This is a genomic window from Enterobacter cloacae complex sp. FDA-CDC-AR_0164, from assembly GCF_003071645.1.
GTDB lineage: Bacteria > Pseudomonadota > Gammaproteobacteria > Enterobacterales > Enterobacteriaceae > Enterobacter > Enterobacter ludwigii.
This window is the reverse complement of the sequence record NZ_CP028950.1, coordinates 4,688,183-4,702,359: the sequence shown is the minus strand read 5'-3', so window position 1 is coordinate 4,702,359 and position 14,177 is coordinate 4,688,183. Positions and strand designations below refer to the sequence as shown.

The following is a 14,177-nucleotide window of genomic DNA, read 5'->3' as shown; positions in this document are numbered from 1 at the left end:
CGTATCGTTAAAGACATAAGCTTCACAGAATTCGAGCTTGTATCTTTTAATGGAGGAATACAGCGCGCCACAGAAATAGCGGTTAACGATTATTGCTTAAGTTGAAATTCAAAGTCTGTAAAAAACTATTCCATGTTTTAAAGGAAGACATGGGTCATTAACGTTTACAAATAAATTTATCAGGAAATAAAAATGAAATTTATGAAGCCTAAATATCTGGCGCTTTTCGTTGCAGCGGCGTCCAGCTCTGCCTTCGCGGCGGCGCCGGGTACGCCAACCCTCAGCAGTGGCAATGATAAGTTTGCGATTGTTGAAGTTGACCAGGCAGCGCAAGACTATAACAGCCTTGTGAAAGTCCATGATGGCGCGGATGTGAAAGTTGAGTGGAACGTCTGGAGCGGCGATGCGCCAACCTCGGCGAAAGTGCTTCTGGATGGTCAGGCCGTGTGGAGTGGCGCCGCAAGCGCCTCCGGGTCAGCCACCTTCAAAGTGAAAAAGGGCGGACGCTATCAGGAGCAGGTTGAACTCTGTAACGCCAGCGGGTGTTCTAAAAGTGCCAGCAAACTGATCATCGTGGCGGACACGGACGGGAGCCATCTGCTGCCGCTGAACACCACCCTGAAGGAAAATAACAAAACTTTCTCTCAACATACGGACAAAGTGGTGGGTGCCTATTTCCCTGAGTGGGGCGTCTATGGGCGTGAGTTCCCGGTGGATAAAATCCCTGCGGCGAACCTGAACCACATTTTGTACGGTTTCATTCCGATCTGTGGCGGTGATGGCATCAACGACGGGTTAAAAACGGTTGAGAACGGCAACAGCTTCGCCGCACTGCAGCGCGCCTGCGCGGGCCGTCAGGATTACACCGTGGCCATTCACGATCCGTGGGCGGCATTGCAAAAACCGCAGGCCGGCGTGACCAACTGGGACGATCCCTACAAAGGTAACTTTGGTCAGTTGATGGCGCTGAAAAAAGCCCATCCGGATCTGAAAGTGCTGCCTTCCATTGGCGGCTGGACGATGTCCGATCCGTTCTTCCAGATGCATGATTCAGCGATCCGCGCACGCTTCGTCTCTTCCGTGAAAGAGTTCCTGAAAACCTGGAAATTCTTCGACGGGGTCGATATTGACTGGGAATTCCCGGGGGGGGGTGGTGTGTCAGAAAATCTTGGCAACCCTGCTCAGGACAAAGCCACCTATACCGCGGTGATGCACGATCTGCGCGCGATGCTGAACGAGCTGTCAGCAGAAACGGGCCGTACGTACGAACTGACCACCGCCATTGGTTCCGGTAAAGACAAAATTGAAGACGTGGATTACACCACGGCGCAGCAGTACCTCGACCACATCTTCCTGATGAGCTACGACTTCTACGGCGGCTGGAGCAATACTGATCTCGGCCACCAGGCGGCGTTGCACGGCGCGGAGTGGAAACCGGACACCAACTACACCACTGAAAACGGCGTGAACGCGCTGCTGGAGCAGGGCGTGCAGCCGGGCAAGATTGTTGTGGGGGCGGGCATGTACGGTCGCGGCTGGACCGGCGTTCATGGTTACACCGGCGATAATCCGTTCACCGGTACGGCAACGGGCGCGGTCAAAGGCACCTGGGAACCGGGCGTGGTTGACTACCGTCAGATTGCGAACGAGTACAAAGGCAAGCCAGGCTGGGAATACAAATACGATGCCGCGGCAGAAGCGCCGTATCTGTTCAATAAAGCCACCGGCGATCTGATTACCTATGAAGACGCGCGTTCTACCACGGCAAAAGGTAAGTATGTGCTGGCGAAAAACCTGGGCGGTCTGTTCTCCTGGTCCATCGACTCGGACAATGGCGACATCCTCAATGCGATGAACGAAAGCCTGATGGGCGGCGGTTCAACGCCGGTTGATCCCGTTGTCACCAACCATGCGCCGATCGCTGCGGCTGCCGATCAGACCGTGACCGGGCCTGTTACCGTCACCCTTGATGGCTCTGCGTCTGGCGATCCGGACGGCGACGCCATTACCTATAAGTGGACCCAGATTTCCGGTCCAGCCGTGACCCTTACCAACAGCACGAAAGCCAAAGCCTCCTTCGGCGCGGCGGCAGTGACTCAGAACCAGACGCTCTCCTTCCGCCTGACGGTGAAAGATGCGAAAGGCCTGACGAACGCCATTGACGTTCAGGTCGTGAACAAAGCACCTAAAGCGAACCAGGCACCGGTGGTCAACCCGATGGAAAGCATCACGCTGCAGGCGGGTGAAACCTATGCCCTGCATGCGCAGGCAGCCGATCCGGATGGTGACGCGCTGACCTATGCCTGGAGCGTGCCGGCGGACATGAACGCAACCGGTACTGACACCGCGAACGTGAATATCACCGCACCGGCTGTCGCTTCCGATTCCACCTACACCCTGAGCGTGGTGGTCAGCGACGGTAAAACCAGCGTTCAATCGAACGTGCAGGTTATTGTCACGCCAAAAGCAGCCGATGAGGTCACGCCGCCATCTGACGAGGTGACACCACCAGCCGATGAGGTCACGCCACCTTCTGATGAAGGCTCTGCCACCGGCAGCTGTGATGCACCTGTTGATGCCAATGCCAGCCAGTACCCGGCCTGGAGTGCGAGCAAAATCTACAACAGTGGTGACACCGTGAGCGCCGACAACCTGGTGTGGAAAGCGAAGTACTGGACACAGGGCAATAAACCTGGCTTTGACGCAGATGCGTGGGAGCTGGTCAGCCAGGTGAAAATGAACTGGCGTTCAGATGTGGTTTACAACGGTGGCGATACGACCACCTACCAGGGGTATGTCTACCGTGCGAAATGGTGGACCCGTGGTGATAAACCAGGTAACAGCGATGTATGGGTGAAAGAAGGCGCGTCAGCAGACTGCAAATAACCTTCTTAGCCTGAGGTTGCGGGTTTGATATCGCCTGCAATCGTTGACCACACCCCGTTTCGGGTGTGGTCAACCCCTTCCGGAATAAGACAGCGTGCGCAAGGAGAAGGATCGTCAGTAAATAAACAGGTAATGAGATGAAACGCTTTTTATTGTTATTGCTTATTTTAAGTCAGAGTGCGGCAGCAAATTGCTGGGATAAAGCGGCGCATTATTATCATGTTGATCCGTATTTATTATATGCCATTGCGCAGGTGGAATCCGGTATGAATCCGAATGCCGTGGGGTGGAATCAGGATGGCTCGCGGGATGTGGGATTAATGCAGATTAACAGCACGCATTTCAGCGAACTGCAGCGCCAGGGCATTGACGAGAACCGGCTTGTGACCGAGCCCTGCACCTCCATTATGGTGGGCGCGTCAATACTGTCGACGATGATCAACGTATATGGCTATAACTGGGAAGCCGTCGGGGCTTATAACGCGGGAGTGAAAAAAGAGAATTATTCAAAGCGCATGAATTATGCCCGCAAGGTCTGGGCGAAATATCAGGAGATAAAACCTCGTTCCTCTTATTAATTCTGCTTTTTGTTTTTTGAAGCGTACCCAGAGGTGCGCTTCAGAAAATGAAAAATTACCGCACTCTTTGGTTTATTTATTAAGGGAATAATACATAAACCGTGATTGCATTAACCCTTGTTGCTATATATAGGATGAGTTGAAATGACCAAAAGGACCTTACTGAGCGTGCTCGTTGCGGGTGCATGCATTGCGCCTTTCATGGCACAGGCTGCGACGCTGCAGGCAACCACCAGCGAGCCGTTCACCCTGAAAGCCAGCGATCTGGCGAAGAAAGAACAGGAACTGACTAACTTTCCACTGATGGCGTCGGTTAAAGACACCATTCGTACGCTGGATAATGCCCAGGTTGAGCTGATTGAGCCAGGCCGTGCAGCGAACCCGGATAACGTTAAACGCGTTGAAGGCATTGTGAAGGCCAGCGACTGGGAATACCTTTTCCCGATGCGAGCGCAGTCCTACACCTACAGTAACTTCCTGAAAGCGGTGGGCAAATTCCCGGCGCTGTGTAAGACCTACAACGACGGCCGTGACAGCGACGCCATCTGCCGTAAAGAGCTGGCCACCATGTTTGCCCACTTCGCACAGGAAACCGGCGGCCACGAAAGCTGGCGTCCGGAAGCCGAATGGCGTCAGGCGCTGGTTCACGTTCGCGAAATGGGCTGGACCGAAGGGCAGAAAGGCGGTTACAACGGCGAATGTAATCCTGATATCTGGCAGGGACAAACCTGGCCGTGCGGCAAAGACAAAGACGGCGATTTCGTGAGTTACTTTGGCCGTGGGGCAAAACAGCTGTCTTATAACTACAACTACGGTCCGTTCTCTGAAGCGATGTTCGGCACTGTCCGCACGCTGCTCGACAAGCCGGAGCTGGTGGCTGACACCTGGCTGAACCTGGCAAGCGCCATCTTCTTCTTCGCCTACCCGCAGCCGCCGAAGCCGAGCATGCTGCAGGTTATCGACGGCACCTGGCAGCCAAACGATCATGACAAAGCCAACGGCCTGGTTCCGGGCTTCGGCGTGACCACCCAGATCATTAACGGTGGCGTAGAGTGTGGCGGCCCGACTGAGATTGCCCAGTCTGAAAACCGTATCAAGTACTACAAAGAGTTTGCGAAGTACCTGAAAGTGCCTGTCCCGGCAAATGAAGTGCTCGGCTGTGCCAACATGAAGCAGTTCGATGAAGGCGGCTCCGGTGCGCTGAAGATTTACTGGGAGCAGGACTGGGGATGGAGTGCCGATACGCCAGACGGTAAAACGTATTCCTGCCAGCTGGTCGGTTATCAGACGCCGTTCAGCGCCTTTAAAGAAGGTGACTACACGAACTGCGTGAAGAAATTCTATAACGTCAACATTATCAACGATGACGGTTCCGCCGTGACGCCGGACGAGCATCCGGTCACTCCGGCACCGACGCCATCGGAAGATGAAACCCCGGCACCGGTTCCGGACGAAACGCCGGCAGAACCGACCGTGGTGAACCACGCACCGGTCGCGCAGATTGCGGGCCCAATCGGTGCGGTGGAAGCGGGCGCGCAGGTATCCCTGAGCGCAGAAGGATCCACTGACCAGGACGGCAATACGCTGACCTACACCTGGCGTTCACAGGATGGCCAGACGGTCACCGGTGAAGACAAGGCGGTGGTGACCTTTACCGCGCCCGAGTCTGCGTCGGCTCAACAGTATGAAGTCAGCCTGACCGTGAGCGATGGTGAGCTGAGCAGCACCACTTCCTATCTGCTGAACGTTAAAGCGAAAGCCACGACGCCGTCTGAAAACGACGGTACCTCAGGTGCTTACGCCGCGTGGAGCGCGAACAGCAAGTACAAGGCAGGCGATATCGTGAATAACCACGGTAAACTGTTCCAGTGCAAACCGTTCCCGTACAGCGGCTGGTGTAACAATGCCCCGGCGTACTACGAGCCAGGCGCGGGTCTGGCGTGGTCAGACGCCTGGACGGCGCTGTAAAACAAAACGGCAACCTTCGGGTTGCCGTTTTCGTCTCTGTTCTCTGAGATGTGCGTGCTTAACTAGCGATGCAATTTACCGTGGTCACGCAGCCAGGCGGCAGTACGCACAATCCCTTCATCCAGGGTGACAATCGGCTTATACCCCAGTTCGTTCTCTGCGCGGGTGATATCCAGCGTAAAATCGAAGTTGAGCTTTGACACACCGTAGTGCGTCAACGCAGGCTCTTTCGCCGATTTACTCCCAAGACGCTCCATACTGCGGGCAATCATATCCAGCATCGGGTAGGGCACGGAACGGATACGGCAGTCGATTTGCAACTCGTCAATCAACCTTTGCACGATGCTGCGCAGCGTGCAGGGCTCACCGTTGGTGATATTGTACGCGCGACCGGAAATCAGGGTATCGCAGTCCGGCTGGCTTGCCAGCCACATGGCGTGGACCGCATTTTCGTAGTACGTCATATCCACCATCGCATCGCCACCGCGGGGCAGCAGCACGCTGCCGTAGTGGTGCATCATCTGCGCCAGACGCGGGATAAACACTTTGTCATGCGGGCCGAACAGGCTCTGAGGACGCAATACAGTAAAACGGGTGTGCGGGTTCGACTGCGCCAGCAGATCGATCACCTCTTCGCTGGCCGCTTTACTGCGGGCAAACTCACAGGCAAAGCGCGCCGGGCGAAAATCTTCCTGCACGTCGCGGTGATGGTGATAGTCGAAATAGAGAGACGGGGAGGAGATATGAATAAAGTTACGCACACCCCAGGCCACGGCCCATTCACCCAGACGACGGGTGGCGCGCACGTTGGCAAGGTCAAAAGCTTCCTGGGTGCCCCACGGGGAGGTAAAACTGGAGCAGTGCCACAGCGTATCGATACCGGCCAGCATCACCTTGGCCTGAGAGGAGACCAGCTCCGTCAGGTCGGCATGGACAAACTCTGCGCCCATTTTTTGCAGCAGTTTACCCATCGCTTCGTTGCGACCGGTGGCCCTGACGCTGATGCCTTTGTTGCGCAGAAACTCGACCGCATTTCGGCCTAAGCCGCTGGTCGCCCCGGTAACCAGTACCTTCATATCAATCCACTGTGTTGAAAAAGAATTTCGTGCGCATTCTTTCGTGAATTACGGCGGGTTGCAATGGGAAAGGTGAAAGAATAAGAGTTTTATTGAGTTATTTTCGTCTTTTGTTCTGCCAACTGCGCGATACGTTTCGCCATTCCGCGAAAGATAAACAGGTGAGCGGGGATCATTAACAACCAGTAGAAAAGCCCCGGCATACCGTGCGGGTGCCACCATGCACGAACGTCCAGTTCTCGATGGTCGCCTTTGTCTTTTAGCGTAAAGCACAACCGTCCCAGACCGGGCGCTTTCATGCCAAACAGCAGCGCCAGCTGTTTTTCGGGCTCGACGATAATTACCTTCCAGCTGTCAACCGTATCGCCTACCGCAAGATACGGGTGTGCAGGACGGCCTTTCGCCAGCCTGTGTCCTACCAGCAGATCCAGTGCGCCACGGGTTTGCCAGAGGATATTGCCGAAGAAATAGCGTTCTTTGCCGCCAATCTGATTCACCACCTCCCACAGGTCCGCCAGACTGGCCGGGGTGTTCACCGTGCAGCCAGCCTGTTTAGGAAAGTAACCGTACTCAGGCCGCCAGCGGGCAAACGCCTGGGCGTCGTAGCCCCAGTCGCTGGAGTTCATCAGCTGTTCCTCTTCCTTGAGCGTATTGCGTACCGCATCATCGAAACGGATCAGCGTCTGGGGGATCAGCGCACGCAACGCGCGATCGTCGGCCAGCAGATCGTGTTTGAGCCCCTGGATCAGCGCTTTTGCGGTCGTCGGCGGCACGGACGTAATGACGGTTAAAAACCACACCGAGATCCAGCGGGTAGGGAAGGGAATGGGGATCAGCCAGCGTCGGCGGCCGCTGACACGCATAAAATGTTCGAACTGTTGCTGGTAGCTCAGCACTTCCGGGCCGGCAGCCTCAAGCACACGGTGTTGCTCAGCCGGATGGTCCAGCAGGGCCACCAGATAATGGCGTAAATTTTCCAGCGCAATCGGCGTGGTGCGCGATCGCACCCAGCGCGGCGGGGTAAGCACCGGCAGGTTGTACACCATGTCGCGCATCACTTCGAACGCGGCGGAGCCGGCCCCGACGATGATCCCCGCCCGCAGTTCGGTGACGGGAATATTGGCGCCGCGCAGGGTTTCAGCCGTGAGCTGACGGGCGCGAAGATGATCGGACTGCTCGTTAGCAGGCGCCTGCAGCGAGCTTAAAAAAATCACCTGCTTCACCGGTGTGCGCAACAGCGCGTCGCGAACGTTCATCGCCACCTGACGCTCGTGGGCGATAAAATCGCCCCCTTCGCCCATGCTGTGAACAAGGTAGTAAAGCGTGTCGACCCCTTCCAGTAACGCCGGCAGCGTCGTGGGCCAGTTGAGATCGACGTTGTGACAGGTCACCCCGGGCAGGTGCAGCTTTTGCAGACGCTCCGTGTTGCGTGCCACGGCCAGCACCTGGTGTCCCTGCTGACTTAACGCAGTGGTGAGATGCTGACCGATATACCCACTGGCACCGAGTACCAGAATACGTTGCGGCACGCTCTGCTCCTTAGCGCTGTAAAAACGCCTGCCAGTGTTTCACCACGTCTGCCAGCTGCTGACGATTAACGTCTAAGTGCATAACCAGGCGTACCACCGGCGAGGCGTTGATCAACACGCCACGGGCTTTCATAAACTCACCCAGCGCGGCAGCGTGCTCTTCGCCCACGCGAATGAACAGCATGTTGGTATCGTGGCGCATAACGTCTGCACCAATCTCGCGTAGCTGTGCGGCCATCCACGCGGCGTTTTCATGATCGTCTTTCAGGCGGGCCACGTTGTTTTTCAGAGCGTACAGTCCGGCTGCCGCCAGAATACCGGCCTGGCGCATCCCGCCGCCGGTCATCTTACGCCAGCGGACCGCGCGTTTGATGTAGTCCGCATTGCCCACCAGCAGCGAGCCAACGGGCGTCCCCAGCCCTTTAGACAGGCAAATAGTGAACGAATCGCAATACTGCGTGATGTCTTTCAGCTCGCAGCCATACTCCACCACGGCGTTAAAGATGCGCGCGCCGTCCACGTGCAGCCCGAGTTTGCGCTCGCGGGTGAATTCCCACGCTGCTTTCAGGTACTCGCGCGGCAGCACTTTGCCGTTGTGGGTGTTTTCCAGACTGAGCAGCCTGGTGCGGGCGAAATGCACATCATCGACTTTGATTTTCGCCGCGACCTTGTCGAGCGGCAGGGTGCCGTCCGGGGCGGCATCAATCGGCTGAGGCTGAATGCTGCCCAGTACCGCCGCACCGCCTGCTTCGTACAGGTAATTGTGCGCGCCCTGACCGGCAATATACTCTTCACCGCGTTCGCAGTGGCTGAGCAACGCCACCAGGTTGGCCTGGGTGCCGGATGGCAGAAACAGGGCAGCCTCTTTACCGCTTAGCTCGGCGGCATAACGCTGCAGCGCATTCACCGTCGGATCGTCACCGTAGACGTCGTCCCCGACCGGGGCGGCCATCATCTCTTCGAGCATGGCGCGACCCGGTCGGGTAACGGTATCACTGCGTAAATCAATCATTTCACATCCCTTTAATTTAAGAGGTTATGTGAAATGTTTTACCTGAGCCAGTTGGTTTTTGCCAGTTCGATTACCTCATCACCGCGTCCGCTGATGATGGCGCGCAGCATATAGAGGCTGAATCCTTTGGCCTGCTCGAGTTTAATCTGCGGTGGGATCGCCAGCTCTTCTTTCGCCACCACCACATCCACCAGTACCGGACCGTCGATGGAGAAGGCGCGCTGCAGGGCTTCATCGACTTCTGAGGCTTTCTCTACGCGAATACCCGTGATGCCGCAGGCTTCAGCGATGCGCGCGAAGTTGGTGTCGTGTAGCTCGGTGCCGTCCGTCAGATAGCCACCTGCCTTCATCTCCATCGCCACAAAGCCCAGCACGCTGTTGTTAAAGACCACGATTTTCAGCGGGAGCTTCATCTGCACAACCGACAGGAAATCGCCCATCAGCATGCTGAACCCGCCGTCGCCGCACATCGCCACCACCTGACGCTCTGGTGCGGTGGCCTTGGCCCCCAGCGCCTGCGGCATGGCGTTGGCCATCGAACCGTGGTTGAACGACCCCAGCAGACGGCGTTTGCCGTTCATCTTCAGATAGCGTGCCGCCCAGACGGTCGGGGTGCCCACGTCGCAGGTAAAAATGGCGTCGTCGTCCGCGAAATGGCTAATTTGCTGCGCCAGATACTGGGGATGAATGGCTTTGTCGCTCGGTTTGGCAAGATCGTCCAGTCCTTTGCGTGCATCGCGGTAATCACTGAGGGCTTTGTCGAGGAACTTCCGGTCGGTTTTTTCTTCCACCAGCGGCAGCAGGGCGGCGAGGGTGGATTTGATGTCCCCTACCAGCGCCATATCGACTTTACTGTGGGCACCAATACTGCCCGGGTTAATATCAATCTGAATGATTTTGGCATCCGTCGGGTAAAACGCGCGGTACGGGAACTGGGTGCCGAGCAGGATCAGCGTGTCGGCATTCATCATGGTGTGGAAACCGCTGGAAAAACCGATCAGTCCGGTCATGCCCACGTCATACGGATTGTCATATTCGACGTGCTCTTTGCCGCGCAGGGCGTGAACAATCGGGGATTTTAACTTGCCGGCAAATTCCACCAGCTCTTTGTGCGCGCCTGCACAGCCACTGCCGCACATCAGGGCGATATTGCTGGAGTAACGCAGCAGCTGCGCGAGCTTTTTGAGCTCTTCTTCAGCCGGCGTGATGACAGGCTGTGGGGCGTGATACCAGTGCGAACTGGCACCTTCAGGCGCGGCCTTCAGCGCCACGTCACCGGGAATAACGACCACCGAAACACCGCGGTTAAGTACGGCTTTGCGCATTGCAATGGCCAGAACCTGAGGGATCTGTTCTGGTGAGGAAACTAATTCGCAATAGTGGCTGCATTCACGGAACAGCTCCTGAGGATGCGTCTCCTGAAAATAGCCGCTGCCGATTTCGGAAGAAGGGATGTGAGCGGCAATCGCCAGGACCGGTACGTGATTGCGGTGGCAGTCAAACAGGCCGTTGATCAAGTGAAGGTTGCCCGGTCCGCACGATCCGGCGCAGACGGCCAGTTCACCCGTCACCTGCGCTTCCGCACCAGCCGCGAAGGCGGCAACCTCTTCATGACGGGTTGGCATCCATTCAATGGTCTTCATTTTATTGAGGCTATCGCTCAGCCCGTTCAGGGAGTCGCCGGTTACGCCCCAGATGCGCTTTACGCCTGCCTGCTCGAGGGTTTTTGCTATGTATGCAGCCACGGTTTGTTTCATGGGTGTCCATCTCCTTTAAGTGATATCGCTTACAAGCTTAGAAGAAAGTCACTGTATTGCCGCGCTTTCCCCCTTATTAAAAGGTGCTTTTCACCCGCAATGATTCGGCATAATCTGGTCATCACACAGATGAAAACAGGAATCATTTCAAATGGTTAAATCATTGTTAATTGCTGTTAATGAAAAGCTATCATGTGACGACGCCGGCAAACTCTTGTTACGACTTGCCGTCGGTGGGCTGATGCTTTTTCACGGTTTACACAAGTTATTGGGTGGCGTGGGGTTCATCAGCAGCATGCTGGTGGAAAAAGGCTTACCGGGGTTTATCGCCTACGGCGTGCTCATTGGCGAAGTGGTGGCGCCTGTCCTGATTATCGTGGGGCTTTTTACGCGCCCGGCGGCGCTGGTGCTGGCGTTTACCATGATTGTGGCGTGGCTGATGGTCGGGACGGGGGAAACCTTTGCGCTGGACGCGGTAGGTGCCTGGGCGATTGAGAGCCTGGTGTACTTCTTTATCGGTGCGCTGGCGGTAGCATGCTTAGGCGCTGGGCGTTTTGCGTTGGGGAAAGCGCCGGTCTGGCGGTAGGCGTACTAACCGGGGGTAAACGCGAGCGCTTACCCCCGTCATTCGCGCGTTGGCTGATTACGCCAGCACAAGATCGCCCTGTGGATGACACGAGCACGCCAGCACGTATCCGTCGGCGATTTCTGCCTCGGTCAGGGTCATTGTGCTCGTCACGGTGTACTCACCGGAGACCACTTTGGTCTTGCAGCAGCCACATACACCAGCACGGCATGCTGCCACCACCGGCACGTTGTTGCTTTCCAGCGCGTCCAGTAGCGTGGTGCCGACCCGGCCAAAGAAGGTCTGAGCAGGCTGCAGCCTGGTGAACGTAATTCCGCTGGTTGCCGCTTCCGCCACCGGGGTGAAGAACTGCTCTTTGAAGAAGCGGGTCACGCCCAGCGCTTTCACGTCCTGCTCAACGATATCCATATACGGCGCCGGCCCACAGGTCATCACGGTACGATCCGCGAGATCCGGGACGCTTTGCAGCAGTTCACGGCTCAGACGTCCGGCGACAAAACCGTGGGTTGCGTTATGTTCCGCCACCAGCGTCACCGGATAGTTACGCCACTCTTCGGCAAAGATCACATCTTCCGGCGAGCGCACGCTGAAGATCACCTGAACATCAGCCTGCGGACGGTTTTTCGCCAGCCAGCGTCGCATTGACATGATCGGCGTGACGCCGCACCCGGCGGCCAGCAGCAGGAATTTATCTTCCGCTTTATCGTCGCAGGTGAAATCCCCGTGTGCGTCGGACAGCCAGAGGTAATCCCCGCGCTTCACGTCCCGGGTCAGCCACTGCGAGCCTGCACCATCATCGATACGGCGGATAGTGAGCGTGATGTACTCGCTCACGCCCGGCGTTGAGGAGATCGTGTAGGCGCGCAGCGTGTCCGCTGAGTTGCGGACACTGACCAGCGCATACTGACCTGCACGGTACGGATAGTAGTCATGGCACAGCAGGGACAGCGTCCACACATCCTGCGTCTCCTGATGGATGTGATGAACCTGCATCCGCCACGGACATTGTGAGGTTGGCATGGTCATGAATAACTCCTTACGCGCTCAGCAGCTGCTGCATATCTTCTTCTACGGTGGTCACGGAACGCAGACCAAACTTCTCGTTCAGCACGGCCAGCAGATCCGGTGTCAGGAAGCCGGGTGCGGTGGGGCCGGTCACAATGTTGGTCACGCCGAGAGAGAGCAGGGTCAGCAGGATGACAATCGCTTTCTGTTCAAACCAGGAGAGCACCAGCGACAGCGGCAGATCGTTGACGCCGCAGCCCAGTTTTTCCGCCAGCGTGACGGCCAGAATGATGGCAGAGTAGGCATCGTTACACTGACCCGCATCGACCAGACGTGGCAAACCTTCAATGTTGCCGAAGTCCAGCTTGTTGAAACGGTATTTACCGCACGCCAGCGTCAGGATCAGGCAATCTTCCGGTACGCTGGTGGCGAAATCGGTGAAGTAGTTACGCTCACCGCGCGCACCGTCACAGCCGCCAATCAGGAAGATATGGCGCAGTTTTTCACGGCTCACGAGGTCAATCAGTGAATCCGCGGCACCGAGCAGGGTTTCGCGACCAAAGCCGACGGTGATCAGATGTTCGATTTCGCTGTACGGGAAGCCACCCATCTGCTGCGCCTGGGCGATGACCGGGCCGAAATCATCCCCTTCCAGGTGGCTCACACCCGGCCAGCCAACGATGCTGCGGGTCCAGATGCGGTCGTCATACGCGCCAACGGTGGGGTCGATGATGCAGTTAGAGGTCATCACGATGGGGCCCGGGAAACGGGCGAACTCAACCTGCTGGTTCTGCCAGCCGCTGCCGTAGTTCCCGACCAGGTGTTTAAATTTACGCAGTTCCGGGTAGCCGTGTGCGGGCAGCATTTCGCCGTGGGTATAGACGTTAACGCCCGTGCCTTCGGTCTGCTTCAGCAGGTTATAGAGGTCTTTCAGGTCATGGCCGGAGATCAGGATGCACTTGCCTTCGGTCGCTTTAACGTTAACCTGCGTCGGCGTTGGGTGGCCGTAGGTGCGGGTTTCACCGGCATCCAGAATACGCATCACGTTGAAGTTCATCTGGCCGATTTCCATTGAACATTCGAGCAGCGGATTCATCTCGGCAGGCCAGGTACCCAGCCACGCCATGATTTTGTGGTACTGAGCATAGATAGCGTTATCGTACTGGCCCAGGACGTGCGCGTGTTCCATATAGGCCGCGGCCCCTTTCAGGCCGTACAGGCAGAGCAGACGCAGGCCGAGAATGTTCTCGCCAATCGCCGCTTTGTCTTTATTGGGGGTGAATTCTGCTGCCTGACGCTGCAGCTCGCCCAGGTCGTCGCTTACCAGCTGCAGGTCTGCCATTGGGTTTTCTACCCGTGCGTTGGCATCGGCGCTCAGGCACTGCGCTTTCAGCGCTTCACGCAACGCAATTGCTTCGCGGGCATAGCCGACGATGCGCGGGGAATCAAAGTTAACGTTAGTCAGCGTGGAGAAAAAGGCGCGGGGGGCGAAACTGTCTACATAGTGGTCAATAATGCCATATTCGCGGGCCTTGAATGCCCATGCGGAAAGGCCTTGCAGGGCGGCAATCAGCAGATCCTGCAGGTCTGATGTTTCTGCGGTTTTGCCGCACATACCTTGCGCATAAGAGCAGCCATTGCCTGCCGGGGTACGGATGGTTTGTTCACATTGCACACAAAACATAATCACACCTGTTAAAGTTATATTTGATATACATGTTTGAGATTATGCCTGTGACTGAACGGTGAAAAGGGCTTTCTTCTACAAAATAGAGGGAGA

General features: G+C 56.6%; 10 protein-coding genes. 4 read left to right on the top strand and 6 right to left on the bottom strand.

What is annotated here, in order from left to right:
• Nucleotides 1–192: 192 nt before the first annotated feature.
• From AM410_RS23130 to AM410_RS23120, 3 genes are all read left to right on the top strand, one after another.
• Nucleotides 193–2,886, top strand: coding sequence for a glycosyl hydrolase family 18 protein (locus AM410_RS23130; RefSeq protein WP_073395838.1), 2,694 nt, complete (start codon nt 193–195; stop codon nt 2,884–2,886).
• Nucleotides 2,887–3,023: 137 nt separating this feature from the next.
• Nucleotides 3,024–3,464, top strand: a complete 441-nt coding sequence (iagB, locus tag AM410_RS23125) for a type III secretion system invasion protein IagB (protein ID WP_020884847.1) — start codon at nt 3,024–3,026, stop codon at nt 3,462–3,464.
• Nucleotides 3,465–3,608: 144 nt separating this feature from the next.
• Complete coding sequence (locus tag AM410_RS23120; protein ID WP_073395839.1) at nt 3,609–5,432, top strand: chitinase; 1,824 nt, start codon at nt 3,609–3,611, stop codon at nt 5,430–5,432.
• Between the two features lie 62 nt (nt 5,433–5,494).
• On the opposite strand, the gene AM410_RS23115 is transcribed toward AM410_RS23120, so the two are convergent.
• The 4 genes from AM410_RS23115 to poxB form a co-directional block, all read right to left on the bottom strand.
• A complete protein-coding gene (locus tag AM410_RS23115) occupies nt 5,495–6,508 on the bottom strand; it encodes an NAD-dependent epimerase/dehydratase family protein (RefSeq protein ID WP_068794453.1) in 1,014 nt (337 codons plus the stop codon).
• Between the two features lie 89 nt (nt 6,509–6,597).
• Nucleotides 6,598–8,037 (bottom strand): SDR family oxidoreductase, encoded by a 1,440-nt coding sequence (locus AM410_RS23110; RefSeq protein WP_040017040.1) that lies wholly within the window; start codon nt 8,035–8,037, stop codon nt 6,598–6,600.
• A 10-nt stretch (nt 8,038–8,047) separates the two neighbouring features.
• On the bottom strand, nt 8,048–9,049 hold the full coding sequence (ltaE, locus tag AM410_RS23105) for a low-specificity L-threonine aldolase (RefSeq protein ID WP_025204576.1): 1,002 nt from the start codon (nt 9,047–9,049) through the stop codon (nt 8,048–8,050).
• Between the two features lie 38 nt (nt 9,050–9,087).
• On the bottom strand, nt 9,088–10,806 hold the full coding sequence (gene poxB, locus AM410_RS23100) for a ubiquinone-dependent pyruvate dehydrogenase (protein ID WP_014169348.1): 1,719 nt from the start codon (nt 10,804–10,806) through the stop codon (nt 9,088–9,090).
• 151 nt (nt 10,807–10,957) lie between these two features.
• Between poxB and AM410_RS23095 the strand changes: the two genes are divergently transcribed.
• Complete coding sequence (locus tag AM410_RS23095) at nt 10,958–11,392, top strand: DoxX family protein (protein WP_073395842.1); 435 nt, start codon at nt 10,958–10,960, stop codon at nt 11,390–11,392.
• A 57-nt stretch (nt 11,393–11,449) separates the two neighbouring features.
• Here AM410_RS23095 and hcr read toward each other — a convergent pair whose 3' ends face one another.
• Together hcr and hcp are read right to left on the bottom strand one after the other, a co-directional pair.
• Nucleotides 11,450–12,418, bottom strand: a complete 969-nt coding sequence (hcr, locus tag AM410_RS23090; RefSeq protein WP_073395844.1) for an NADH oxidoreductase — start codon at nt 12,416–12,418, stop codon at nt 11,450–11,452.
• Between the two features lie 10 nt (nt 12,419–12,428).
• Nucleotides 12,429–14,081, bottom strand: coding sequence for a hydroxylamine reductase (gene hcp / locus AM410_RS23085; RefSeq protein WP_032677785.1), 1,653 nt, complete (start codon nt 14,079–14,081; stop codon nt 12,429–12,431).
• Between the last annotated feature and the right edge of the window lie 96 nt (nt 14,082–14,177).

Bases quoted from the DNA above. Each gene is read 5' to 3' on its own strand.
- AM410_RS23130 (WP_073395838.1), top strand. From the start codon at position 193: ATGAAATTTATGAAGCCTAAATATCTGGCGCTTTTCGTTGCAGCGGCG.
- iagB (WP_020884847.1), top strand. From the start codon at position 3,024: ATGAAACGCTTTTTATTGTTATTGCTTATTTTAAGTCAGAGTGCGGCA.
- AM410_RS23120 (WP_073395839.1), top strand. From the start codon at position 3,609: ATGACCAAAAGGACCTTACTGAGCGTGCTCGTTGCGGGTGCATGCATT.
- AM410_RS23115 (WP_068794453.1), bottom strand. From the start codon at position 6,508: ATGAAGGTACTGGTTACCGGGGCGACCAGCGGCTTAGGCCGAAATGCG.
- ltaE (WP_025204576.1), bottom strand. From the start codon at position 9,049: ATGATTGATTTACGCAGTGATACCGTTACCCGACCGGGTCGCGCCATG.
- poxB (WP_014169348.1), bottom strand. From the start codon at position 10,806: ATGAAACAAACCGTGGCTGCATACATAGCAAAAACCCTCGAGCAGGCA.
- AM410_RS23095 (WP_073395842.1), top strand. From the start codon at position 10,958: ATGGTTAAATCATTGTTAATTGCTGTTAATGAAAAGCTATCATGTGAC.
- hcr (WP_073395844.1), bottom strand. From the start codon at position 12,418: ATGACCATGCCAACCTCACAATGTCCGTGGCGGATGCAGGTTCATCAC.
- hcp (WP_032677785.1), bottom strand. From the start codon at position 14,081: ATGTTTTGTGTGCAATGTGAACAAACCATCCGTACCCCGGCAGGCAAT.